General features: G+C 56.0%; 18 protein-coding genes and 2 pseudogenes. 13 read left to right on the top strand and 7 right to left on the bottom strand.

The features are described 5' to 3' along the window. Nucleotides 1-19 precede the first annotated feature (19 nt). Together OKW43_RS18505 and OKW43_RS18500 are read left to right on the top strand one after the other, a co-directional pair. Nucleotides 20-286: pseudogene (locus tag OKW43_RS18505) on the top strand (peptidogalycan biosysnthesis protein); the annotation flags it as partial. Between the two features lie 151 nt (nt 287-437). Then, nucleotides 438-1,385: a hypothetical protein gene (locus tag OKW43_RS18500; protein WP_429448963.1), complete on the top strand. Its 948-nt coding sequence runs from the start codon at nt 438-440 to the stop codon at nt 1,383-1,385. On the opposite strand, the gene OKW43_RS18495 is transcribed toward OKW43_RS18500, so the two are convergent. After that, on the bottom strand, nt 1,364-2,629 hold the full coding sequence (locus tag OKW43_RS18495) for an IS256 family transposase (RefSeq protein WP_429444807.1): 1,266 nt from the start codon (nt 2,627-2,629) through the stop codon (nt 1,364-1,366). The two genes, OKW43_RS18500 and OKW43_RS18495, sit on opposite strands and share 22 nt — an antisense overlap. 178 nt (nt 2,630-2,807) lie before the next feature. Here OKW43_RS18495 and OKW43_RS18490 point away from each other — a divergent pair, with 178 nt between their 5' ends. The 5 genes from OKW43_RS18490 (at nt 2,808) to OKW43_RS18470 (ending at nt 10,754) form a co-directional block, all read left to right on the top strand. Beyond that, a complete protein-coding gene (locus tag OKW43_RS18490; protein ID WP_429448961.1) occupies nt 2,808-3,917 on the top strand; it encodes a hypothetical protein in 1,110 nt (369 codons plus the stop codon). Then, on the top strand, nt 3,865-6,240 hold the full coding sequence (locus OKW43_RS18485) for a hypothetical protein (protein ID WP_429448960.1): 2,376 nt from the start codon (nt 3,865-3,867) through the stop codon (nt 6,238-6,240). The genes OKW43_RS18490 and OKW43_RS18485 overlap by 53 nt, the downstream gene beginning before the upstream one ends. Then, on the top strand, nt 6,237-6,848 hold the full coding sequence (locus tag OKW43_RS18480) for a hypothetical protein (protein WP_429448958.1): 612 nt from the start codon (nt 6,237-6,239) through the stop codon (nt 6,846-6,848). The genes OKW43_RS18485 and OKW43_RS18480 overlap by 4 nt, the downstream gene beginning before the upstream one ends. 403 nt (nt 6,849-7,251) lie before the next feature. Beyond that, nucleotides 7,252-9,357 carry a hypothetical protein gene (locus OKW43_RS18475; protein WP_429448956.1) on the top strand — a complete coding sequence of 702 codons (2,106 nt, stop codon included), beginning with the start codon at nt 7,252-7,254 and terminating at the stop codon, nt 9,355-9,357. Next, nucleotides 9,354-10,754, top strand: a complete 1,401-nt coding sequence (locus tag OKW43_RS18470) for a hypothetical protein (RefSeq protein WP_429448954.1) — start codon at nt 9,354-9,356, stop codon at nt 10,752-10,754. The genes OKW43_RS18475 and OKW43_RS18470 overlap by 4 nt, the downstream gene beginning before the upstream one ends. Here the strand turns inward: OKW43_RS18470 and OKW43_RS18465 are convergent. The 4 genes from OKW43_RS18465 to OKW43_RS18450 form a co-directional block, all read right to left on the bottom strand. Continuing rightward, a complete protein-coding gene (locus tag OKW43_RS18465; RefSeq protein WP_429448952.1) occupies nt 10,720-11,871 on the bottom strand; it encodes a GNAT family N-acetyltransferase in 1,152 nt (383 codons plus the stop codon). The genes OKW43_RS18470 and OKW43_RS18465 overlap by 35 nt on opposite strands. Before the next feature lie 114 nt (nt 11,872-11,985). Then, nucleotides 11,986-12,390, bottom strand: coding sequence for a hypothetical protein (locus tag OKW43_RS18460; protein WP_429448950.1), 405 nt, complete (start codon nt 12,388-12,390; stop codon nt 11,986-11,988). Between the two features lie 257 nt (nt 12,391-12,647). Further along, nucleotides 12,648-13,103: a hypothetical protein gene (locus OKW43_RS18455; RefSeq protein ID WP_429448948.1), complete on the bottom strand. Its 456-nt coding sequence runs from the start codon at nt 13,101-13,103 to the stop codon at nt 12,648-12,650. A 135-nt stretch (nt 13,104-13,238) separates the two neighbouring features. Then, a complete protein-coding gene (locus tag OKW43_RS18450) occupies nt 13,239-13,445 on the bottom strand; it encodes a hypothetical protein (RefSeq protein ID WP_429448946.1) in 207 nt (68 codons plus the stop codon). A gap of 172 nt (nt 13,446-13,617) precedes the next feature. Here OKW43_RS18450 and OKW43_RS18445 point away from each other — a divergent pair, with 172 nt between their 5' ends. From OKW43_RS18445 to OKW43_RS18420, 6 genes are all read left to right on the top strand, one after another. Continuing rightward, nucleotides 13,618-14,226, top strand: a complete 609-nt coding sequence (locus OKW43_RS18445) for an ImmA/IrrE family metallo-endopeptidase (protein WP_429448944.1) — start codon at nt 13,618-13,620, stop codon at nt 14,224-14,226. A gap of 148 nt (nt 14,227-14,374) precedes the next feature. Then, nucleotides 14,375-15,412, top strand: a complete 1,038-nt coding sequence (locus OKW43_RS18440; protein WP_429448943.1) for a toll/interleukin-1 receptor domain-containing protein — start codon at nt 14,375-14,377, stop codon at nt 15,410-15,412. Between the two features lie 277 nt (nt 15,413-15,689). Beyond that, nucleotides 15,690-16,538 (top strand): hypothetical protein, encoded by an 849-nt coding sequence (locus OKW43_RS18435; RefSeq protein ID WP_429448941.1) that lies wholly within the window; start codon nt 15,690-15,692, stop codon nt 16,536-16,538. 137 nt (nt 16,539-16,675) lie between these two features. Beyond that, on the top strand, nt 16,676-17,044 hold the full coding sequence (locus OKW43_RS18430; RefSeq protein ID WP_429448939.1) for a helix-turn-helix domain-containing protein: 369 nt from the start codon (nt 16,676-16,678) through the stop codon (nt 17,042-17,044). A 335-nt stretch (nt 17,045-17,379) separates the two neighbouring features. Then, complete coding sequence (locus tag OKW43_RS18425; protein ID WP_429448937.1) at nt 17,380-19,221, top strand: KAP family P-loop NTPase fold protein; 1,842 nt, start codon at nt 17,380-17,382, stop codon at nt 19,219-19,221. Nucleotides 19,222-19,721: 500 nt separating this feature from the next. Beyond that, nucleotides 19,722-20,099: a hypothetical protein gene (locus OKW43_RS18420; protein ID WP_429451836.1), complete on the top strand. Its 378-nt coding sequence runs from the start codon at nt 19,722-19,724 to the stop codon at nt 20,097-20,099. 147 nt (nt 20,100-20,246) lie between these two features. Here the strand turns inward: OKW43_RS18420 and OKW43_RS18415 are convergent. Both OKW43_RS18415 and OKW43_RS18410 read right to left on the bottom strand, forming a co-directional pair. Beyond that, nucleotides 20,247-20,345: pseudogene (locus OKW43_RS18415) on the bottom strand (DUF4236 domain-containing protein); the annotation flags it as partial. Between the two features lie 131 nt (nt 20,346-20,476). Continuing rightward, nucleotides 20,477-24,427 (bottom strand): DUF3320 domain-containing protein, encoded by a 3,951-nt coding sequence (locus tag OKW43_RS18410; protein WP_429448935.1) that lies wholly within the window; start codon nt 24,425-24,427, stop codon nt 20,477-20,479. Nucleotide 24,428 lies beyond the last annotated feature (1 nt).

Below are 24,428 nucleotides of genomic sequence, written 5' to 3'. Positions count from 1 at the left end.
TTGCAAACAGTCACTCAGATTGAACCAGCAACGTATCGATTATCGCACGGGCATTCTGGCATCGCCCTCCGAGGTGGACGCCGCCGAGTGGAACGCCCTCCTCGCCGCGCAGCCGCAGCCCACGCCGTTTTTGCGGCACGAATTTCTGAGCGCGCTGAACGCGACGCAATGCGCGGTTCCCGGCACCGGTTGGGCGCCGCAATTCGTCACGCTGACCAACGCGCGCACGGGCAAGCTCGCGGCGGCGGCACCCGTCTACCTGAAAGGCCATTCGTACGGCGAGTACGCCGTATTATGTGGCAGCGCGATATTTGCCCGACTGATTGATAATGGCTATCTAGCTGTTTTTTAAAGAATAAGTTGACGTAGCCACCTCAATTTCTTTCCCGTACAAAATCTGTCAAGATGCTCGAAAGATTTCTAGCGGAGACAAAGAAATGGCAGTGGCGCATTGGACAGAGCCCGGCGCACTCGACAAGCACATTTGGCGGGATGGCCAATTGCGTTTGGCTGCCAAGCAGAGGTTGGACGGCACGACCACCTACAGGACGTATGTACTTGATACCGTTGTCTTGCAATTGATTGCGGGTGGATGGCTAAGCGAGGCAGTCGATGCAGCCCCTAGCCAACTGCACTTCGTGCAAGCCTCTGCAATCGTCAACGGCTTGGTGTCGCTTGCGACGAAACAAGCTCTACGCGTGCTCTTGAACAATCCATCTGCGCGCTTGAGTGAAGCCAACGTAATAGACGTTCTCGCAACAGTGGACGCTGACGCTTTGGCACGTTCAGTCTCCGCGGCGCATGGATACGCAAGGAACACTCGGACCTTCTTGAAGCGCCCGGTCATTCCGATTCGCAACGGCACTTTGCTGTGTGACATCGACTACCGTTCGAAACTCCAGCCGCCGCCGGACGGAGCGAATGACACACTAAGTGACAGGACTCACCCGGGTTTGCACAACCCCGACTTGGTACGACCAGCGGGCTCCCTTGCTTTCACCGACACAAATGACCTCCAAAAGAAGCAACTCGCACACTTCGCCGGCCGAATAGAGGTTCTCAGGTCGTCCTGCGTTTCAATCCTCGACGTGCACGACAACATCGTCCGTGCAATTCGCGACGCAAAAAATGCAGAAATTTCAGATGTTCCGCTGGCCGCGCAAACGAAGGCCGCGCTTAGGAGAGGAACCGCATACAAGCACAGGCATCCTACGATACCGCCCGCATCGCAACTAGCCGTGGCAGCCTACATGCTTCACGAGTATCAGTTGCATAAGCCGAGCTACCTCAAGCTGCAAGTGCACGCCATTGCGGAAGAGCTAACGTCAAGAGTGGTGTATGGGCAACTTGAAGGCAGGCGCTTTCAGGCGGCGAGTTTCTGCTGAACCCGTTGATCGTCTTTCACCTGTTCGCCGTCCTTGAAGGCAATGCCCTCCAGCAGCAGCTTGATCTGTGCAGGGCCGTTGATACGGCGCCAGGTTTTCTCGGCTTCCTCGATCAGCTTGAATGCCAGGCCCAGGAAGGTCGCTCGCGACACGCAGTTGCGCGTACGCGTGGTGCGGTGGCGCACGGTCGCGAACGTCGACTCGATCGCATTTGTCGTGCGCAGATGCTGCCAGTGTTCCGCCGGGTAATCGTAAAAGGCCAACAGGCTTTCCCGGTCCTTCTTCAACGTTTCGGTGGCTTTCGGATACTTCGCCGCGTAGACCGTCACGAAACGATCGAAGGCGGCGTATGCGTCAGCGCGCGTCGCGGCCATCCAGATCGCCTGCAGGTCTGCTTTGGCTTTGCCTTGCTGCGACTTCGGCAGCGCATTGAGCACGTTGCCCATCTTATGGAACCAGCAGCGCTGGCCTCGCGTCGCAGGAAACACTTCTTCCAGCGCGGCCCAGAAGCCCATCGCGCCGTCGCCGATCGCCAGCAGCGGACCAGCCTGCAGGCCTCTCGATTTCAGGTCGAGCAGCAGTTCCTGCCAGGACGCCTTTGACTCCCGGTACCCATCGCCGATCGCCACGCGCTCCTTGCGCCCATCCGGCCTCACGCCGATGATCACCAGCAGGCACTGGCCGTCCGAATTCTCGCTTCGCAGCCCCGTGTGGATCCCGTCGACCCACCAATACACGTAGTGCGATTTCGACAGATCACGTTGGCTCCAGCTGGCATGTTCGTCGGCCCACTGCGCCTTCAGGCGGCTCACCACATTGGCCGACAGACCCTTGGCATCTTCGCCTAGCAGGACGCTCAGAGCCTCGCTCATGTCGCCTGTCGAGATGCCTTTCAGATACAGCCACGGCAGCGCAGCACTCACGCGTGGCGACTTCCTCACATACGGCGGCACAATCGACGAATTGAACTTCACACCAGATCCTGATCGATCGCGAACCTTCGGGACCTTCACGGCAATTGGCCCAGCCGCCGTCAACACTTCGCGCTCAGGCAGATAGCCGTTGCGCACCACGGCGCGCTGGCCGTGCAAGGTCTTGACGTTCTCGAACCGCTCCAGCAGCGCCGCGAGCTCGGCTTCGATCGCCTGCTGGATCACCTGCCGGGCTCCGTGCCGCACCAGTTCGTCCAGACCCAGACCGGCTCCCGATAGACCAACGACTTCTTTTTCCGTAAACTTGTTCATGGTGGATGGTTTGTTGTTTGCTGGTTTCCGACTTCGACAATCAGATTCTCAGCTGAAACCTCCACCGCCTACAATCTCCCGCCTCAACTCCCCCGTACACCACTTCCGACTTTAGCTCATTGCGGAATTCGAACCCCTACTGTCCCACAACACATTCGAGGAGAGATTCGGCATTCTCTTGAGTGAGTTCTATCTATCACGCATCGTGGTTGCGGCCTGCTTCGTGATACTGATGCTCGCGACGGGCTGGAATAAGAGTACGGTCATTACTTTGTCGAAGGACCGAGTCAAAAAAATTCCTGACGGATATAGGTTAGCAGGCTTGAAAACGAGGTCTGACCAGAATGAGTCAGAGGAACTCAAACCTTTAGTTCCCGCAGATTTGAAGAGCCAAAAGAAAGCAACTTCGACTACAGCAGAAGGTGTCATTCCTTCACTTCTCAAAACCGATGAAGATTCCGATGATGACGAGAATGGCGACCGCGAAGTGTTGGACTCGTCGTCCGTGCGTGCAATCGAAATGCTGTTACAGCATCGCGAAAACGTCGACAAGCATGGTGATTCAACAGACGACAGTCTTTTCGTGACCCTCGCACTTTCCGAACTCCGGTCTCGCAATTTCCGACTCAAGTTGCGCTCAGACGGAATCAATGAATTTTGCGACTTCATTAGTCATCCGAGATTTCATGCAGATGACTTGCGCAAACAGACAAATTCGCATTTTTACCTAGCCAACGGACGGGACATTCGCGCCACACAAGCAAGAGCCAATCACGTGAGCGCCAAGACAACTATGCGCTACATCGATGGCACCGCGTTACGTATTTCGCACGAAGCAATTATCAAAGATTATGGCGACATCCTTTCTTCCGCCTTTGAATACACGGCTGGCCGCCTCAAGTTCAATCGCAATCAGACCGACCGGAAGAGCAAGCTCATTAAAACACTTTTGCTGTTCCCTCCGTCCTCACAACACCCTGAGGACGGTGATTCGGTCGCAGATAAATGGCTGAAATCGGGCGGCACCATCGCATTCGAAATCGGTGCAGCAGAGTTGCAGCAGTGTGTATATCAACGTCACTATTACTTGAAGAACACAGCAAAACTCATGGCCGCGAATGGGGAAAGATTTCACCTTCATCACCTTCCACGAATCTTGTTTTGCGAAGCGCTGCGTCGCGTCATACTCGACAGCCCGCTCGGTGGCGAACTTCACTCTTTGGAGGCAAAGCTCGATGAAAAAGCAACCCGCAGGAATCATCGCAGAGACGAATCTAATAAGCCGTGACGCCGTCGAACAAAAAAAGACAGACGACGCCTTCATTGAAACCGACCCATTCGTCTCGGATGCCGACGCACGGTACCTGAGCGATTGGGATGACAACATCATAAAATTCGATGTAAGAGACGTAGGCTCCAAAAACTCACGGATTGAGTCGATTGACCTGAACGCAATCTATCTCGGAACGGCGGGGAATTTGGGATTGTATCGAGGTCAAATCGTCCCACTAACCACCTTCCCCCAATTCGTTCTGGCCATAAAAATCGCAGTAAAGCGCACACTATACGAATTCAGAACGAGTCTATTAGACCAAGTTACAAGCACGGTTAACCAGCTTCTCAGGTTTTTTTCCTTCCTAATAGGCCAAGGGATTTACAGCCTTGCGCAGGTCAATAGGGAAGTTTGCGAGCGATACAAACACCGAATATTACAATTTGGGTGGTGGGAGGCAAACTGCTATAACGTCATGTTTCGACGCTTACTAAGGCGACTTCTAAGCGACGCAGCTCTTCAAGTCCAACTAAGAGGAAGAAGTCTTAATAACACTTTTTTTACCCTCAACATCGTAGTGCTGGAACAAGCTCTCGGACTCCCCATTGCTGGGCATTTAGTACCCGGTTGGTTTTATGGGATGTTCCAGCGCATAACCGGTGAGAGCAAGCCATACAAGACTGGTAGCACGTCCGGTATCGTTGCCTCGCACTCAGCCTGCCAAACTGTATTTAATGCCGTCAACAAGATTTACTTTAGTATGGATGGGTTTGATTCGTTGCCCTTCAAACCGTATCCCCGACCCGCAAACATAGCAGACAAACACTTTGGAAGACCATCAGCAAAAGACGGTCGAACTGGCAATTTGTCACTTACGACGGTCGTTAAAATTGTTGAGCTATCTTTGCGCTGGCTTTACGACTATGGACCATCACTCATAACAATGCTGAAAGCGATTCGGGCGAAGCTCGAAACGAACGAAAAAGAGTTTGTGGTGGATTCGAACGCGCATACGCGATTTTTGAATTCTACGTGCGATGCGGCATTTGCAGAATTTCAGTCAATCCACAATTTCCCGCTAACCGGGGCATTTCGCCCCGTATTCGGACCTTTGTCAATAAGAAATTTTGTACTCACTTATCAAGTCGCCATGTTTTTCAACATTGCTGCATGTTGCGCGCGTCGAAGAAATGAATTGATAGGACACGGGAAAGACTACGGACTCTACTTTGGATGCTTGCGGGAAATCGTCGAGGGTAGCGAACAGTACAAGGTGGACGTTTATATCGAAAAGACACTCTTCGATTACACGGAGTATTGGGCTCCCAACATCGCGGTCAAATCCATTCACGCTCTTGAGGAGCTGTCGCAAGTTTTTCGGCCACTTCACACCCCAGAAAAGCAATATTCTGACGAGATAGAAGTCGCTCGTAGCGACAAGCTTTTCTCATCGAGAAACTTTACATATGCGGGATTCGTTGACGACAACCTTATTGGATTTGACTTGCCAGAAAATTGTGATTTCTTTTTCGAACTTGGAAAGATTGATGAGAATGAGATTTTCGGCAAAAATCGGAATGTTTTCCGGCGCTTTTACTGCTTAGTATACGTCAACCGGTACGATAACCCGGTCCTAGCTGCGCTGCGCTATCAGCTTAATCACTCCACCGTTTACGAGACTTCTATCTACGGCCTTGACCCGCATGGGCGGAAGCCCGACAAGAAAGCAGCCAAAGTCCTCAAGCGCATCCAAGAGGACGATTTGAATTTTCGTACTGTCTTGTCCCAGGTTCGCGATGAGCACCTTGCGGACAAAATCGTTCGACTGCTCAAGGGAGAGAACATTGGTGGACCATTCGCCCGCCTTCTCCTCAAACTGATGGCGCGGCTCTCCGCTGACGCGAAATTCGTCGCTAGCCCGGTAGAAGTTAAAGCTCAGCTCGTCACCGAGCGGGTGCGCAAACGCGGATTTGAGGCAAACGAGAAGGATAACGGCATCTGTATGGCCGGCAAGGCCCGACATACTGCGCGGAAAGCTCACTGCTTTGACGGCAACACAGTGCATCCGGAACTAGCTGGTCCTAAAATTTGCTCGGGATGTATCAATCTTTTGACTTCGGAAGGCTACCGAGAATACATGCGGTCTGAGCGAGACGAACTGATGGCCGACGTACAAGATATGTCTTTGTCTCGAGCACATCGGGAGCAATTGCTAGAGGACGTCCGTATCATTGACGCGTATCTCGAAGCCGACGAGAAGGTCGCGGCCGGAAATCAAGAGATAGTCGTCAAGTTGGTACGCCACTGGTCCGAACTTCTGGATGAGGACAAAGAATGACCGCATCGCATATCTCCGAACGAAATAAACAGATAGCTCGGGCAAACATCACGGCGAAACTGGAAATTCTGGAGACCTGGTCACGAACAGGAATCCCGTGGCTTCGAGATGCTGATGGCAATGAAGCTCGGGATTCTGACGGTGAGCAACTGTTGGACTATTTTCCACCACGGCCAATTGATTTCGCCAGTTGGAATGGCACACAGAACTGTCAGACAACACATAAGCTGTTTCCTGAACTCTCGTCTATCAAGGCGACTCGACGCTCAACCTTGTCAGAACCCTATCACAGCGACATCCAGTCTAGGGTCCAAGCTGTGCTTGAAGTGCTCCGCGCCAAAGGTCATGAGCAGTTACTGCTAACGAACAAGACTTCTCGTATTGAAACACTACAGGCGGGCGCCGATTATTGGCAAACGCTAGCACACAAGCAGGAAGGCGACATCATCGCCCTGCGTGAGCGAATGTCTGAGACAGAGGTAAAACTACGTGCGGCGACGCTGGCACTGGAGAATAATAGGACCGAGGCCCAAAGGGTCATTGACAATCTGAACGCTAAAGTTGCAAACCTGACCGGCCTTTTGGCCAAGGTGGCGCCCCTTAAGTGAGGGAGTTCAAGATGGTATCCCGTCGACTTTCGACTCGAGCGCAAGGGCATGAGAACGAAGAGCAGCTACGGAAATGGGCCAAAGGAAGAAGGCTGGAAAGCATCCCTACGAATCAGTCGGGCGGGGCATCACGGACAGCCATTCTTAAGTTGATTGGGGCCTCCCGCTCCACCGCGCACAGCAATCCAAGAATTGCTGAGCTCTTCGAGCAGCTCGACAAACGTTTGCTCGGTCAAGACACTTCACCACCAGCGTCCTCCGAGAACCAGACAGGCGACACGGACGGACTTCTTGAGGTCGTTCTCGCACTGCGAAGCGAGAATGCAGCGTTGCGCGCTAGGTTGCGCCGCTTACAATGGGGCGACGACACTGGCACCTCAATCCGAGACCAGTAGCGACAGAAATGAAAATCACGGGCACAGTTCGTCGTGTGATTTCTGCATCTCCAACAGGAGGGGCAATCTTCAGCTTGCAAGTTGAGTTGCGCGCCGAGCCAATTCGTGTAAAGGCTGACTATTCCGTACTGTACGACGCTCCGTCTATCGGCGAACGTCTGACGTTAAGCGGCGACTTCCGGCTTGACGTGTACGGTAAGCAGTTTGTTCCAACACTCGTACTGCCGGAGCTGCCAACTGCGAAATCAGCTCCGGAACTACTGCTGAACCACCCCGCGTTCTCAGCCCTCGGTAAGCGTCGTATCAGCACCATCTGCCGGAAGATTGGCGAGCAGTTGCTTTCCGTGCTAGAAACGGACGACTTTCCGGCGCTGAAGAGTGCTGGTGCAGATGGCGGAATGGCCAACGGAATCACCATCGCGTGGACCGACTACAAGACTCGAATCCAGACTTGCCGGTTCCTGCTCGAGCGCGGCTTCTCTTCGTCAACCGCAGCCTTGGCAGCCGAGTTGTGGGACAGTTCCGCCGTGAGCGTCATATCGGCCGACCCTTATGTGTTAGTAGCGATTTGCGATTGGGACGAAGTCGATGCCGCCGCAACTCAATTTTTCGGGGTCGCCTTCGATTGTCCGCGAAGAATCCGCGGTTGCTGCGAGTCCATTTGCAATACGGGGGTGGCACACCGGAAAGCAGCTGTAGCTCTCAAAGCTTTCGAGCAGGCCTTTCAGGCGCGGATAGGGATGAGCATTTGTCCAAATGCCGCGATTGGTCCGTGGAGAGCTGGCGGCTCAGTTCGACGTGTCCGAGCTCAGGGACACGACTTTGTCCAAGGCGCTGGCATGACTGACATCGAGTCGACCATACGCCATCACATCATGTCCGTTCTCAATAGGCAGCCAGACCAAGACGCTCGGCCTCATTCGAGCAGTTCACAGAATCAGAGCGCCGAATTGCGGCAGCACGAGCAACGCTTTTTCGAAACCCTTGCTGACGCGCGCGTAGCGACTATCGAAGCGCCTGGGGCCTCTGCGGCCATTGCGGCCGAGGTTGTCGCAAGGTGCTTCCCAAAAGCCATTCACATTTCGCCGACGCCCGCGCTGTTCGCCAACACAGGAAGACTCCGACTCGACTGGTATCTGCTGCGTGAGTTCATCGTCTACGACACGTCACCGCGACCCGTCGACGGTATGACCGTTGTCATTCACGACTGCGCGGCAATTGACATGTTGCTTATCAACAAGTTGCTTCGCAACGTTCAAGAAGCGGGCCGCCTTATTTTCATCGGCGACCCTAGCGTGACACCCGGCTCCGGTCCCGGAGAGATATTCAACGCCCTCCTTTCCGAACCCGAACTTGTACACGAGAACATTTCCCCCTTCCTCAAGCAACTTGAGCGCACGACTCCGTTTGTGCACCTACCAGCAATTTTGTCACGGACATCCCGGCCGGCCGACTATCGCCTGAAAGCGTTGCGGTTTGTGCGGGCAGGAAAGCGCGATGAGTTAGTCGACCTGACACTCCAATCCTATCGCGCGGTTTTCGAGACCGAGCCCCATGATGGGGTCATAGTGGCCTCGTCACATAATCTCGCGACAGAGATTAATCATCGTGTCCACGAAGAGGTGATGGAGTATCTCGCTACGACTGACCCTGAGCCTCCTATATTGAAGCTGCGAAACAAGCAGGAGGCTACGGTCGGCGACATTGTAACTTTCCTCAGCCGCGACTACGCCAAGGGGCTATTTCCAGGAAGCCGCGGCGTAATCGCCCGGATAAGCCAAAGCGGTCGTTCTAGGTCGGCCGGCCGTTCGACGAGCGCCGCGCGCGTACTTTTCGACACGGCCGGCTACGTCGACCTCACTTCGCAAGAATGCGAACTTATATCGCTGGGTCATGCTGTGCAGGTCCAACACGCGATGCTCTCGCGATGGAAGAAGCTCATTGTTGCGATGGAGTCGTCCAAAATTCTCAACCACTCTTGGTGCCGGGATGCGCTAACGCGCGCCGACAGGGAGATTGTTGTTCTGGCCGCAGAGGGAGTGTTCGAAGATGCCCTGTGCCGTCGGAAATTTGAGTCTAGGTATGTACCTTCGCTAAATCTCTGCAAGATATGAAATCGAAAACTTTTCCCGTTTCTATGATGTGGGTCGACTGGAAAGATGGTCGGCGGATTCCAGTTATTCGGGACGCTCATCTCAACCTGTCAGAAGCCTTCCTCGATTACACGTTACGAGTCGCCCACGACAAGTGCGACGCCAACGTCAAGGACGGAGCTTTTCATTCTGGTATGGAACACGTTGGCTATGCCCTTCTCGCTCTAGCGCGCTTCCTCGCATCCGATGGTTTGACCTGGGAAGGACTTACAGACAGAACCCTGGTTACATTTCGCAACTGGGTTAAAGATGAGGCTAGACTAAAAGCGAGCTCAAGAAACGAGGAAACTGCGAAAAAAACCGCAAATTCGAGATTGCGCGTCGTCTATGAGTTCCTGACATGGGCACAGGAAGACGCACTACTCATTCAGTCGGTCGTCGGCAATTCTGGAATTTTTCCAGTACGGTCTTCATTGCCCAAACACCAAAACACCGGACATAAGAATCTGCGCGACCCAAAGCTGAAGTTTCCGAAGCAGTTTCAAGACGTGGGCGAGACGTCGCGTACGAGTGACAGGCAGTATTGGGCAACCGACGAAGATTTCGAAGCGATTCGACAGTTCTTCTGGTCATCTGGTGGCGCAGCTACCGCCGCGAGGAATGACTTGTTCTTACGCTTGTTCGAAGGCGTCGGTTGGCGACGTGCGAGCGTGAATAGCCTTACTGTTGACCAATTCTCAGACTCAATCATCGACGAGGCAGTTGGTACAGGTGAGACCCATATCTCAATAGTCCCACCCGAGCAAAAGTTTGGCTATCAGCGCGCCTTCCCTGTGCCACTAAACCTTGCGTTGTCCATCAAGCGATACATCAGCGAGGAGCGTTCCGAGTTGCTGGCGAAGCATGGCTTGAGCGAGTTAGACACCAAGATACATCAGGGGCGTTTGTTCCTCTCAATAAATACCGGCCTACCTCTTACACATCCGGCGGTCTCGGAAATCTTTCGGGCTGCGTTTCGCGCGATTGGCAGCGATATTGGAGCGAACACGCATTCGTTCCGTCGCAAGTTTGCTGAGTCCACATGGGCCGAGGAGATTGAGTTTCGTCAGCGCGAGGGCTTGTCCCTCGCATACGAGGATGTCGCAATGGCTGTGGCCGACATCTTGGGTCACGCATCGATTATCTCTCAAGACTCTTATCATAGAGTTATGAGCAGGATACGAAAACTGAGTGTCGAACAGGTACTGAAGAACCGGATTGCGGAGCTCAATGACACCGTTGCGGTCCAGATGAGCACCATTGCGCGGCTGCGCGACACTCTTGCAAAATGCGTTGAGACAGCAGGTTATGCGAGCGTAGCAGACTCACCGCTGCGCCAAAACATCATGAATCTGATGACTGAGATTGATGCCGCTTGAACGGCGTATGTGCCTCGAGCTCATCAATGTGCTCATCCATCGCCGCCGTCTCTTGGTCCAGAAACTCGCTGATGGCGTGCGCAAACCTGTGGTCAGCAACCCAGTGCGCGGACCACGTTGGGGTCGGCATCAGCCCGCGCGACATCTTGTGCACACCTTGTGCCCCGCCTTCGAAGCTCTTCAGCCCCTTGGCAATGCCATACTCGATACCCTGCATGTAGCAGGTTTCAAAGTGGAGGCCTGAGACAAACTCCTTGGTGCCCCAATAGCGGCCATACATCGTATCGCCCTGCACGACGTTCAATGCTACCGCTAGTCGCTGTCCGTCTGCCTCAGCAATAACGAGCATCAGCGCATCAGGCATCGTCCGATGAACGAGCCCGAAAAACTTGCGAGTCAGGTAGGGCGGGTTCCAGTGTTCCCGATAGGTGTTCTCGTAACACTCGTAGAAGAAGTCGAGGTCGTCTTGGCCAATCTCCTGTCCCCGTAGCCAACGAAAGGTAACACCAGCGTCATGGACCCTTCGGCGGTCCTGCTTGACCTTCTTGCGTTTGTCGTGCGACATCTTCGAGAGAAACTCATCGAAGGTCTTGTATCCGAAATTCTCCCAGTGGAACTGGACGCCTTCTCGCAGCATGAAGCCGGCGTCAGTCAGGGCTTCAAGGTCGTCTTCGTGCGAGAAAAGGACGTGGATTGACGACACATCGAGCTGCTTCGCAAACTCGATGGCACCCCGTGCGAGCAACACCCTGTCTGCATGGGTCGGCGCCAGCAGCCGCGGGCCCGTAACGGGCGTGAACGGTACTGCGGACAGGAGCTTGGGGTAATACTGGATACCGTGCCGGGCAAAAGCATCTGCCCAGACATGGTCGAAGACGTATTCCCCGCGGCTATGGGATTTCAGGTACAACGGCATGGCGCCGGCAAGTTCCCCCCCGCGCCGCATCAGCAAATAGGTCGGCTGCCAGCCGGTCGACTTCGATGCACATTTGCAATCGTGCATTGCCGACAGGTATTCGTGCGCGACGAAGGGATTGCCTGCGGCGAGCGCGTTCCACTCCTCCGCAGGCACCTCTGAAAGCGAATCGACAACCAGAATCTCGACCTTGCTGCTCACCCTGCCCCCGACGGTTTTCCCAGCGCGGCCCTACGCCGCAAGCAGCATTGTCGCGCATACGGGAAAAGTCGTCAGGCGGCGGCACCGAGGTCGACGGCTCCCAGGTGCCGGGATTCAGTCTTCGAGCTGCTCGCGCAGCGCGCTGAGATGAGCGGACAACGCATCCACGCGGCCTTGGTCTTGGTAGACGCGACTGTACGGCGAGGGGGGTTCCTCTCGGGTTCGACCGACTATGGCGTTTTGGTGGCTATGCCCAACCGTGATGTAAGGCGCAAGTTCGGCTGCATCAAACATCTCTCGCCGTTTTGCGCGCTCCCTGCCGCTCCTTCCCGAATCAGACAAATAGCGCATCGTGGTCTCGATTTGGGAATGCGCGAGCCGCTCCGCGATTAACTTATTTACCATTGGCAACGCCTCACCGACGCGCCATCCTGTCCGCATACACATTTCGACGGCGAGCGCAGCTTGAAAACGCCTAACCTGAGTCTTCGTCAATACATCGGTCTCTCGCCTCGTCATCGCTATCTCCTGTCCGTAAGCGTGAAAAGGAAAGCTGCGTCAATTGAACGCCGCTGAGAACAGCATAGGAGATAAAACGCCGAATCACACGCACACAAAGGGCTGGGAGGCCGCGGCCGGCCAACTATCTCGCGAAAAAAACCGAGCCGAGAGACAGGATGCGAACATATGTCGGCCACGTGCTCACTCGCAATCAATCGTGCCTTATTTCCTGGAATAGTTTGCCTACACAACGCGACGCGCAGCGACAAAGCGAACTAGCCGAACAGGCTGCCGCGAAACATATCTACTCGTCGCGACTCGGCCGATGGCAATAGCTGCACTTCTTCGACTGCGAACGCTGGCATCACGTCAACGTCGTTGGTTATTCGGCTATCGATATACCAGTCCGCCCGATGATGCTTGAGCTTCTTCTCAATCTCGAAGCAATTCGCCATCGCCCAGCTTGAGGTCTTGAGGACAACGGCTCGCGCCTGACCACCCAATTCGCCGTCAACGGTCGGGTTCAGCATTTCGTCCTGAGGAAACGCCAGGCCCTTAACGCAAATGGCGTACAACTTGCTCGCGCGCTCCCGCTCCAACCATTGCTTGCACTCGTCTAGTTCCTCGAGAACTCGTCTGCGCGCGACCGCCGGCCTAGACTGATACGAAAGCAGCAAAACGGAGTCATTCCAGACATAGCAGTGGCGATGGTTGCCCATGCCATGGTTCATCTTCCACACCGCCCGCCTGCAGGAGCCTCATAGCAGTCGAGGCTTTGCCCGTAGCTGCCTGGCTTCGAGTTCCTATAAGGTCGAACATAGTAACGATGCACGGCTGCCAGTCTTCGGAATCCATCACCATCCTCGTCAGGACAAGATTTTTGTGTATTGAATGCCGGCACCATCGAGCACCGTCAGGAATTCCACTGGCACCTGAGAGAAGTTGACCGCACCGTTCGCCCCTGCACTCTCCGGCGGTTCCACGAAGATATGCGCACCCTGCTCGTGACGCCAGGCCGCGAAAAGGGAACGGAATTTGCGGGCTTGTGTCGGCGCTACTGCGACTGTCGTCATTGCGTGCCCCAGCTGAGTTCAGGTTTGAATCATAGTGGCTCCCTGAGACCTCCGTCTGTGATTCAGTCGGCGCTAAATCCCAAACGCCGCAAGCCGCAGCAAAGTGGTCAAATATTTAGGGAAGGATGACAATGAAAAGTCGAACAACATAAATCCTCGCTCGGGGTCCCACATGCAAGAAATTGACAAAATAGCCATCGCGGCTGAAGTTCGACGCTTCCAGTATGAAATCTGGCAACGGGCTGGGACTACCATCAACACTATCCCCCATCTGCTCCAGCTTTTCCGGCCAGACCATGCAGCAACGGTCCATGGAATTGAATACGAAGTAGCGGCAGGTTCGCTGAGCGTGCACGACGTTGGCGAGGCGCAGTATCAAGTGGCGGGCTTGGTCGACGTCCAACGTTCAACGATTCGTATCGCCGGCAACCTTCCTTATGAGGTTCAGCGCTTCACTGGGGCACACGAACTGGGACACATCGTGCTCCACCCCGGGCTCTCGCTTCATCGCGACCGCCCGCTTCTTGGCGACGGCCCTGTTCCAGACCGCCGTGAGCGAGAAGCTAATCACTTTGCCGCGTGCTTCCTCGCTCCAGAAAAGTTGGTCAGACGAGCGTTCCAAGAACGATTCGGCTGCGAGATTCTTCATCTCGACGACCGCGTTGCGTTCGCTATCGCAGGCAATGGCGCTCAGGACCTTCTACGGTCGAAAACCGGCTCCCTCGAGTTCCCGCGTGCAGTGGCAAAACGCGCGGAAATTCGGTATCGGCAACCACTTTAAATCGCTCGCGGAAGAGTTCGGTATGTCACCGACAGCAATGGCGATTCGCATCCGGGAACTTGACCTAGTCAGCTACTGATGATGGTCGTGCTGACAGACACCTCATTCGGCTACACGCGGTCGCGCGGACGACACGCCCCGTGCTATTGTGACGGTGGCTTTTGCGGCTACAACAAATGACCTGAATTCTTCGGCTGGACACGGGATGGCATCAGTTTTCTTTTCATACACGCATGTAGACGAGTCGCTGCGCGACCAGCTCGAAATCCACCTGTCGCTGATGAAGCGCGAGGGCCTGATTTCGGCATGGCACGACAGGCGCATCGTCGCAGGCGACAACCTCGACGACAGTATCGATGAGCAGCTCGAGAAGGCCGACATCATCTTGCTACTGGTCAGCGCAAACTTCATCGCGTCAGAATATTGCTTTGCGACCGAGATGACGCGTGCATTGGAGCGGCATAAGGCCGGCGAGGTGCGCGTCATCCCCGTCATCCTGCGAGCATGTGACTGGCACAGTGCTCCGTTCGGCAAACTGAATGCGGTCCCGACGGACGGTCGGCCGGTAACATCCTGGGCCAACCAGGACGAAGCGTTCGCCGACATTGCAAAGTCGATTCGTAAAGCCATGGCCGCGACAGCCTCGGCGGCCGCACCCAAGGTGGGGGCGGCATCGGCAGCGAGAAGCTCAGCGCCCCGGCCTGCAGCCGTAGAACCTTCCGCGGCCGCGCAACTGCCGCGGTCGAGCAACCTTCGCGTCAAGCATGAGTTCTCGGACCTCGACAAGGACACGTTCGTTTCGGAGACGTTCGACTTCATCGTCCGCTTCTTCGAGGGTTCGCTCCAGGAGCTGGAGAAGCGGCACGGCCAGTTCCAAGGACGCTTTTCGCGCATCGATGCGCGCCAGTTCACCGCGAGCATCTACAAGGACGGAAAGAGCGTGTCGCAGTGCACCGTTACGCACGGCGGGGCTTTCGGCGGACACAGCAATCGCGAGATAACGTATTCGAGCCAGATTTCCTCGCACATGAACAGCTACAACGAGGCGCTCACGCTGACCGAAGATAGCCAGACGCTGTACCTGAAGCCGATGATGAGCATGGCGAGAGGCGTTTCCGAAAAGCTGTCTGACACTGGAGCGGCTGAATATCTGTGGTCGATGCTTATCGAGCGGATACAACGGTGATTCGCTGCGACCGACCACGGCAGTAGCTCGGCAGTTGCCGGTTCGGGACCGACGGCGGCGCAGCTTCACCCACCTCCCGACGAAGCTCAGCAGCTTATGGAACGGCTCTTTCGCCGTTTCTTCTAGCGCTTCGCGGGATGCGCCGGATGACGTGCCGCACGCGCGGTAACAACAACGCTCCTGCACGCCCGGAAATCTCCCTTTACGTGCTCGGTCGGCGTATAGCACGCAGCTACAATATGCCCACAACTAGCGTGAATCGCCCTTGTTATTGCCCATGACCACTCTGACGAAGAATTCGCATCTTGCCTTGATGTATGAACAGGCAAGCGCTTTCCTGAACCTCGACCAAGCGGCTCGCGCGCAGTCGGACTGGTTCAAAAGCTTTCGTGACGACAAAGATGTCCGCAGCTTCTTCAAGAAGAAGAAGCTGCTTGCAAAAGGCACAAGCTTGCAGGTCACGGTTATTTCACAGATTGCCCGCGCAGTTGTCGACTGTATCGAGGAAGGCGAGCCTGACCTCGCACCGACTGGTGCTGAAGTGCGCGACATCATGAAGAGCGCGACAGACCTAGCAACAAAGCTGACTGCGGCGCCATCTTCCTGGCTTACCCCGGGCGCCCGAACACGCGGCTTCCAAGAGCCGCTGCGGACGCTCCAGACCATGCCGTCGATTGTGCCGGCTAGGACCGCTGGTCGCTTGCCGATGACACAGCGCCGAACGCTGATTTTTCGGCTCGCCCACTCCATCTGTGAGGTTTGCGACGAAATTCCTATTCGACTCATTACGGCGGTCGTCGCGCGCGCATGGGAAGAGACATTAGAGCGTCAAGTTTACGAAGTGCTGACTGCCGCCGAACGCGACAGTATCCGGGCGCTCGTCGAAGCGAAGCGCAGGAATCAAGCCGACAGCGAGAACACAGCCCATCTGGCGATGAGCCGGGCAAGCGTTGTGCGAAACCGCACTTCGCCAATGCCCGATACCAGGACCGACAGCCAGCGGCTGGCTCAGGCTCTCGACATTGTAGGCGGATTCGCGGATGAGACCGCGGCCATCGTGCTTCACGACGCGCTCAGCACCGCGGCCGCCGAACTCGGGATAGAGCCGGATTCGGTCGAGCAGTAAAAACCAGAGGAAATTGGGCCCGTTTTCCGGCCTATTTCCTCCGGATTTTTTGCGGCTAAATTGGCTTCGTATATTGGTAGCAGTGTTTCGAGCCGACTGGCGAACAATACGTTCTGTCACAACTCGCACTGCATCGAATGCAAAAACACATCAAACCGCAGAACGTCCAGTCCTTCGAGCGCATCATCGCCAACTGGCCAGACAACACCGCCGAGCATCAGCGTGGGCGCCTGCTCGATGCAATGAGGCTGTTCGCGGGGATAACGACATTGGAAGCGACGCGGTTCCTTGACATCATTGACCCTCGGGCGCGAGTGGTTGAGCTCCGCAAAGAGGGTTATCGCATCGTCACCTCGTGGGTAAGCCAGTCGTCAGAGTGTGGCCGCCTCCACAATGTCGGGCTGTACACGCTCGCCGCCAATGCAACCGACATCAACATGGGCGCGAAAGTGAAGCCCATACGCGAGTCGAGCAGCTCCCAGTTGGTGCTTGCTCTCTGGCACTGATGAGCGCGCGCGGTGAGGGGCGTATTCGTTTCACTGCTCAACGTGCGCCCTGCGACGGCAACATCTGCGACGGCCGCCTCAGTTCAGTGTTGGTGCCGCCTTTCGCAGGTATCGGTCCCGCACCGACCCTTTCGGCGGGTTGCGCGTCGAATCGTACGACTTCCACTAGCTTATGTAACGATAATCCCAAATCGCTTTACCGTCTCTATAAAAGAGAAATCTGGTATAACCGAGCGTTTATGTGATTTGCGCTTTATACCAACGCATCGAATTCAACACAAAACGTTTTAGCGGGCTAACGCAAAAATGAGCTGCGACATCAAGAGGCCAAACCTGTGTGGCATGACAACGAAACTACCGTTGACTATCTAAATTTCGGCATCGTAGCGGATGCTTGCGCGAAGTTGCTCCAACAAGCTCGCGGCGAGCCGATTTCTGTCGGGATTTCCGGTGGATGGGGCGCCGGCAAAAGCTCGCTCGTAAAGATGGTCGCACAACGTCTCGAAGGGTTCAACAAGCCCGGCGAGAACAGCTACGTTTTTGTCACGTTCAATCCTTGGCTTTATCAGGACTTCGATAGCGCTCGCAGCGCTCTTTTGCAGTTAGTTGGCGACAAAATTCTCGAAGAAGCCAGCGAGCGAGAAGGGCTGCGCGACAAAGCGCTACGCCTTCTGAAACGCATAAACGTGCTTCGTCTCGTACAACTGGGTGGTGAAGCCGCCGCCACCTATTTCACCGGTGTCCCTGTTGGGATGATTGGCCGAGCCATGAAGAAATTCGGCCTGCTCGACAGCGATAAGAAAGACGACGAGGATAAGAAGCACGACGACAAGGACGATGGACTTCTCAAAAAAGCGGAGCCGTTTTCACTGCCGAACGAGATACATGAGTTTCGTGTGGCGCTCGAAGCCTTATTGGAGGAGCTAAAAATCACTTTGGTCGTCTTCGTGGATGACCTTGACCGATGCTTGCCCAAGACCGCTATTTCCACGCTCGAATCCATCCGGCTGCTACTCTTTATCAAGCGGAGCGCGTTCGTTATTGCAGCCGACAACGATTTCATCAAGGGTGCAGTCCGCATTCATTTTGCTGGCACGGAAATCAAGGACGAGGTAGCGACGAACTACTTCGACAAGTTGATTCAGGTTCCTTTGCATGTTCCGCGGCTCGGCGTGAACGAAGCAAAAGCATATATCGCGCTCTTGCTGTTGCAGAGAGCATGTCAGGACGGCCAGTTCGAGGACGAGAAATTCGCCGCTGCCCAAGCCGCTATGTCCAAAAGGCTGAGAGAAGCATGGCGTGGGGATTCCGTCACACTGGACTTTTTAGAGGCGCAGGCTTCCGGTAGCCTGGACATGGTCGAGCTGATGCGGCTTGCCGACGGGTTAGCGCCATTGCTGACGAGGTCAGGTGCAGTCGACGGAAACCCTCGCCTAATGAAGCGATTTCTCAACACGGTTTTCCTTCGCTCCAGCTTGGCTGAGCCGCAAGGCATCAAGCTTGACCTTCAGGCTCTCGCAAAATGGCATCTCGTCGAACGTTGCGCCCCAACGCTTGCAACGGCGCTCGCAAACCTTGTGACGTCAGAGCATGACGGCCGCGTGGACGCCTTGCGACTTGCTGAAGAAGCTAATGAAAAGGGAGAGCCGCTGGACGAACTTTTCATTTCCGACGACGCGTTCGTATCCCAATGGCTCGGGCTTGCGCCACCCTTGGGTGAAGTTGACCTCCGCCCTCTTCTTCACCTCAGTCGCGACACGGCAACCCGTGACTTTGGCGTGGACGATTTGACAGCGGGTGGCCGCGATTTGCGTGACGCGCTTGTCGCGGCTACAGCGCAAAATGTTCAACTTACCTCCGCAATCACCACGGCCGGTCCGGTACAAGCTGGACTGGCAATGTCGCGTGCGTGGGTGCTTAAGGCACCGAAGCGCTCGTGGAAAAAGCGTGAGGACGTGTTGATGCTCATCGAGACCTGCAAAGTGTTCCCGCAACATGCTGGAAAGGCCAAGGAGTTACTGTTCGCCGCTCCCGTCAGGCAAATCGGTGTTGGCATCATTCCCGAACTGCAAGCACAACAATGGGCGAAGGACGTACTAGATAGGTGGTCAGCCGACCCCGCCTTCGACAAGCAGGCTAGACGTGCAATCGAGAACCAAGAAAAGAGGAATAAATAATGGGGACCTCAACGTCGAGCAAAGGTGGCGGCCCACGCTCGCCATTTGACCCGGAATGGCTCGAGGGGCCCGCCGCAGGTGGCGGTAACGGCGACATCGATGGCGGAGACAACGACCACAACAACGACGGTGGAGACGGCGCGGATGAAGGAGACCTCGGCGCAGACGACGATGGTCAGGTGGGAGACAACGGCGCTAACGCGCCGGCAGACCCGCCGCCTCCTCCGCTCAACCCGGCGAGACGCCTCGCCGGGGCTCGCAGCGCCTTGGCAGGTGCGTTGCGAGGGGGTGGACGAGACCAAATCAAGTCGGCTGCAAGGCGCATGGTTAGTCGGGGGATGGGTGGCCCAGCCCGCGCGGCAAGAACCATGCGTGCAACTGCGCAGGGCGCGGGGGCGTTGGGTCAATTCCTTACCCAAGCACGTGATGGGACAAATCCAAGAGTCGTAGATTGGGTCGCGCGCGTTCGCGCTGCGAATCTCTCTGCCAACGACCTCATCTTGGAAGTGGTGCGAGAGGTCATACCCAACTCTGGAAGCGTCGACGAAGAGTCGCTTCGCAACGCGGCGACGGAAACTCTCTCAATGCTGTACGAGACGTCTCCCGACGTGGACGTCTTTGGTCTCACCGACCAGCAAATCGCAGACGTCATCGGCTTCACCGTCGCCAACGACATCTGCAACCGAATGGACCTGCTGCTCGGCCAAACCTACGAAAAGCTGAAGTACACGCCCCAGCAAGTGCAAATGCAACGGAACGATGTCCGTGAATACGTCCATGGGCTCGTCCGAGTAGAGCTCGACAAATTGGGACCACGGCCGGTAGACACCCATGGACTTGCGCGCGACGTCCTGCGTGGCCTGCTCTCTTTTAGATAGATTCTCAGTATTCATATATCCAATACCCGTGCTCGCAGACGTGGCGTGACTTCCCCGATGGCTGGATTTCCTGCCTTTCAAACTCGTCGTATATCTGATTCCGGTTCCCGGAATACTTGTGGTGATGCGGCCACGTGTGTTGTAAGTGACGCCCTTTCCACCAACAGAGGTGCTAATTCCGCTCTTGCTGAGATTGATGCGAATACCGGGCGCAATTTTTATGCTTTTCCTGAAGCCCCAACCCATGTCATCCCCCGAACACCTTGTCCAGCGAACTTATGCCGCCTGTCCGACAAGGCAAAATACTGCCCGTTGTTCCGATGACCGGACACTTGCCGTGTCGGTCATCGGTCTGTTTCAGCCTCAAACGTCAGCGTTCAGAGAGAATTGGCCTTTGTAGCATCTTGCCAAGCCATCTCAAGGCGCGTTCTGCTGCCCGCATTAAGCTTGCGAAGACCAACTTCACGGGCCATTGCGGGTACGCCAGATTCTCCGTCGTGCCCTGCCCGCATCATGTCGAACGCGAGCGCCCGAAGCTCGGCAAGCGATATTTCATCGACTGCCCGTGCTGTACCATCGACAGGTCGTCGGAATCGAATCTGCGTTTGAGCAGAATCATCTTTGGCACGGAAGAACGTACCTACATCCTCTGTGTCGCCGCTGTAGTGCTGGGATGCCAGACGTACAACCCGGTCCTGGATTTTTGCGCCCGTCCGAACCCAGCCATGAGCCCGTGCAATACGACGCGCGAGGACTTCGTCGCGGACGGGTCCTTCCACGCGCACAACGTGCTCAATCAAACGCAAAAGCGTCGGGTTGTAGACGACGTCGAAGAAGGCGTTAGCATCAACGGCGTAACCCTCGAGCGTCAAATCGACCTCAATGAAACGCCCCTCAATCGAGTCGCCCGAATATGAAACGGCGGCATTTCGTGCGTAAGTGACAGGAAGCGCGGTAGCATCAACTGCAGCATCCACATCCACCGACATATGAGCTGCGGACTCCACCGAGTGGCCCGCTTGTTCATCCGGCATTGCCATAACGTCCGCGATGACCTGCTCCGCAAGGACTGTCGCCTCCTTCTCCGCCTGCGCTCGCTGTGCCCTTTGTTCGGTGAGCAATTCCTCGAGCTGACGATGAATTTTCTCGACGGTTCCCTGCATGTCAATCCACCAGTCGGTCGACCAGATGCGCAGTATGTCCCAACCGAGGCCACGCAAGACCTGCTCACGCAATTTGTCTCGGTCGCGCGCCGTTGCCGAGCGATGGTAGGTCGCACCATCACACTCAACGCCGGCGAGGTACCGCCCAGGTGCATCCGGGTCAACTACGCCCAAATCAATGCGGAACGCCGAAACGCCGACCTGCGGATGCAAAGTCCACCCCCGCTCGGTGAGTGCATTCGATACTGCCTTTTCAAACGGACTCTCGAAGTCGCGGACGCTGCCTGCGACAGCCTCACCAAGAGCACGTGCACCACGGTCTGCAAACTCCAGAAAGTGCTTCAAATCACGTACGCCGAAGGCCTGGGTTCTCGTCAGGTCCATCTGCTCCGGACGGAAACTACCGAAGACGCGGAGCTCCTGTCTTGCGCGGGTAATCGCGACATTTAACCGGCGCTCGCCACCTTGCTGGTTCATCGGCCCGAAGTTCATCGGCATGGCGCCGTCAACTCCCGGACCGTAGGTCGTTGAGAAGTACATGATGTCCCGCTCATCGCCCTGCACGCTCTCCAGATTTTTCACAAACACTGGCTCAAGCTGCGTTTCCACGAAGAAATGCTCAATAGACGGGTCCTTGCGGCGTTCTTCGTCAAGCAAATCCTCGATGAGCGATTGCTGTTCAGAGTTAAACGTAACAACACCGATGGTCAATCCGCTGTCGCGGAAGCCCGGCGCTTTCATCTTACCGACCAGGTCCGCTACAAGCGCTTTCGCTTCTGGCTTGTTTGTCCGCGCACCGCCGCGCTCATATTGCCCATTTGCAACATGATTGAAGCTGACAGCACGGTCATTTGTGACCGGACTCGGGAACGTCACCAGGTCCCCGTCGTAGTAACGATGATTCGAGAATGCAATCAGGCTTTCATGGCGGCTACGGTAGTGCCACGACAGCTTCATGGTCGGCAGATTGGCACCGATACACTCTTCGAGAATGCTCTCCAGCTCTGTCTCGACGTCCGTGTCGTCAATGTCCGATTCCGCGCGGTCAAAGAAACTTGTCGGCGGCAGCTGTTTGGGGTCACCAACCATGATGACCTGCTTTGCACGGGCCATCGCGCCAATGGCGTCCCAAACTGGAATCTGTGATGCCTCGTCGAAGATGACCACATCAAAATTCGCCGTTTCGGCCGGCAGGTATTGCGCAATCGACAACGGGCTCATGAGAAGGCACGGCGTCAGGCGCATCACGGCGCTCGAAGCCTGAGACATCAATTCCCGAAGAGGCAAGTGCCGGGTCTTCTTTTGCATCTCGTATCGCAGCAGGCCCCATTCAGAGCCTCGCGAGACCCGGTCGGGCGAAGGATGCCCTGCCGACAACTGCGCGCGCACCCACGCCTGGGTTAGGCCGATGAACCGTTCATCAAGCTCCCGGAAATCCCGAATGCGTTTCTCGTGCTCCGCGGAAACAAAAGTGCGCAACACGTCGTCGACGTCGACGACCGCATTCAACCACCACCGACAATAATCGGTCTCAAACGCTTCCTTCACCCGTCCGAGCTGGATTGCGCCCTGTTCGATACCAGCCACGACGGGGGCAAGTCCCAGCGCGAGAGCCGCCGCGCGGGTCTTGCGCCACGCACACCAGGCGTTCAGCCGGTTCGAGCTGGTCAGGACGTCGCTTGCACGCGCGGCCAGTGCCATAGGGAGAAGCGCACCAAGCGTCGCGGTATCAGAACCTGGCAAGCCGCTCGCGACCGTGAATTGCGCGACTGCCTGATTAAACGCCTGAAGTGCCTCAGTGTACATACGTCCTGCACCCGCAATCGCTCCCGTTGGCTCAAGCAGGACATTGTTATCGCCCAGCAGCAGAGCAATTGGGCTCTTTACTGCCGCCAGCGCTTCAGGCGAACTTGCCAACAAGGCGAGCGCTCCCGACAGCGCCTCGAAGAAGCCGAGAGCCGGGTCGATGCCCTCCAGTTTCGTCTGCAACCCGTTCCAGAGCCCGCCGGTCTTTGCGGAAAGGTCGTCGAACTCCTTGAGACGACCGGCAAGGGCAACCAGGTCGCGCATCTTCTTCAGGTCTGCCGCCGCGACAGCACCCGCGCTGCCACGCTCGATAGCGCCGAAGCCCTCATCCTGCCAAGGGCTGCTAGCGACTGCGGCCGCAAGCGCGCCCTGAAACACGACGTATGTCTTTGCGACAGCCAAATCCGTTTTGTATCCAACCCAAACCGCGTCCGTCTCTTCTTCGAGCCCCGACAGCCGATTGATTGTCTGGTCAATCTGACGAAGTTCCCTGATGCGTGCGAGGTCTTCACGCGCCGTCTCGCCACACTGACCCCGGCTAACCGGGTCAAGTCCAACATCATCCCAAGCAGCGTGTATGCGAGCCTGTTCGAGGGCGGTCTGGAAACCAAGCGAAGCTCGCGCGACGTCGAGCTCCGTTTTTAGTCCCAGCCATGCGTTTGATGTCGGCAGTGATAGGTCGTCAAGAGCTTTAATTTCATCCTGAAGCGCATCAATCTGCTTGAGGCGTTCAATATCACCGCCAATATCCGGCTCGCCTCCGCCCATCGACAGGTCGACGAGTTTTTTCGTAAGAGCGCGGCGGCGCATCATGCTCATTGGCCAGGATGAATCCTGCAGTTCCCGCCAATCCAGTTCAAGCTGTCGAACTGTTGCCGTCGAGATGCCTTCTTTGTATCTGAGCGACAACTGGTCAATCACGTCCTGGCGCTTCCGCAAAAGTTCAATGCCAGCGGCGAGGCGCGACCGCAATGACTCATTCCAGGCCTGTGAAAGCTGCGAATGGAGTTCGTGATAGCGAGTGAGCTGGACGATACCTTGTCGTACGTCCTCCAAAACCTGGTTGCCCCGGGGCGCAGAGAGCGACGCGTGCAGTTCACGATGGCGCTCGACCAGCGGTTTCGCGACGCGCAGGTTATCTGCGATTGTTTTTGCATCCGGACGCAGAACAAATTGCCAGTCGTGCCCAGACGCGAACGGCAACGTCGCAGACAAAAGACGCAGGCCTTCCCTAACAGGCTGCGGAAATACACCCCAGCAGAAGCAACGTCCCTCTTGCTGAGCGGTTACAGCCACAGATTTTATGCATTGCGAAATTTCAACGCCGGTTCCGCTCTTTTTCGACGGCTTGAGGCGCATT

Origin of the sequence: Paraburkholderia sp. WC7.3g, assembly GCF_050436345.1 — a bacterium.
GTDB classification, from domain to species: Bacteria; Pseudomonadota; Gammaproteobacteria; order Burkholderiales; family Burkholderiaceae; genus Paraburkholderia; species Paraburkholderia podalyriae.
Note: the sequence above shows the minus strand (reverse complement) of the source record. Positions and strands in the feature narration are given on the sequence as shown.

Coding starts and splice junctions, on each gene's coding strand:
- OKW43_RS18500 (WP_429448963.1), top strand. CDS start 438: ATGGCAGTGGCGCATTGGACAGAGCCCGGCGCACTCGACAAGCACATT.
- OKW43_RS18495 (WP_429444807.1), bottom strand. CDS start 2,629: ATGAACAAGTTTACGGAAAAAGAAGTCGTTGGTCTATCGGGAGCCGGT.
- OKW43_RS18485 (WP_429448960.1), top strand. CDS start 3,865: ATGAAAAAGCAACCCGCAGGAATCATCGCAGAGACGAATCTAATAAGC.
- OKW43_RS18480 (WP_429448958.1), top strand. CDS start 6,237: ATGACCGCATCGCATATCTCCGAACGAAATAAACAGATAGCTCGGGCA.
- OKW43_RS18475 (WP_429448956.1), top strand. CDS start 7,252: ATGAAAATCACGGGCACAGTTCGTCGTGTGATTTCTGCATCTCCAACA.
- OKW43_RS18470 (WP_429448954.1), top strand. CDS start 9,354: ATGAAATCGAAAACTTTTCCCGTTTCTATGATGTGGGTCGACTGGAAA.
- OKW43_RS18460 (WP_429448950.1), bottom strand. CDS start 12,390: ATGACGAGGCGAGAGACCGATGTATTGACGAAGACTCAGGTTAGGCGT.
- OKW43_RS18455 (WP_429448948.1), bottom strand. CDS start 13,103: ATGAACCATGGCATGGGCAACCATCGCCACTGCTATGTCTGGAATGAC.
- OKW43_RS18450 (WP_429448946.1), bottom strand. CDS start 13,445: ATGACGACAGTCGCAGTAGCGCCGACACAAGCCCGCAAATTCCGTTCC.
- OKW43_RS18445 (WP_429448944.1), top strand. CDS start 13,618: ATGCAAGAAATTGACAAAATAGCCATCGCGGCTGAAGTTCGACGCTTC.
- OKW43_RS18435 (WP_429448941.1), top strand. CDS start 15,690: ATGACCACTCTGACGAAGAATTCGCATCTTGCCTTGATGTATGAACAG.
- OKW43_RS18430 (WP_429448939.1), top strand. CDS start 16,676: ATGCAAAAACACATCAAACCGCAGAACGTCCAGTCCTTCGAGCGCATC.
- OKW43_RS18410 (WP_429448935.1), bottom strand. CDS start 24,427: ATGCGCCTCAAGCCGTCGAAAAAGAGCGGAACCGGCGTTGAAATTTCG.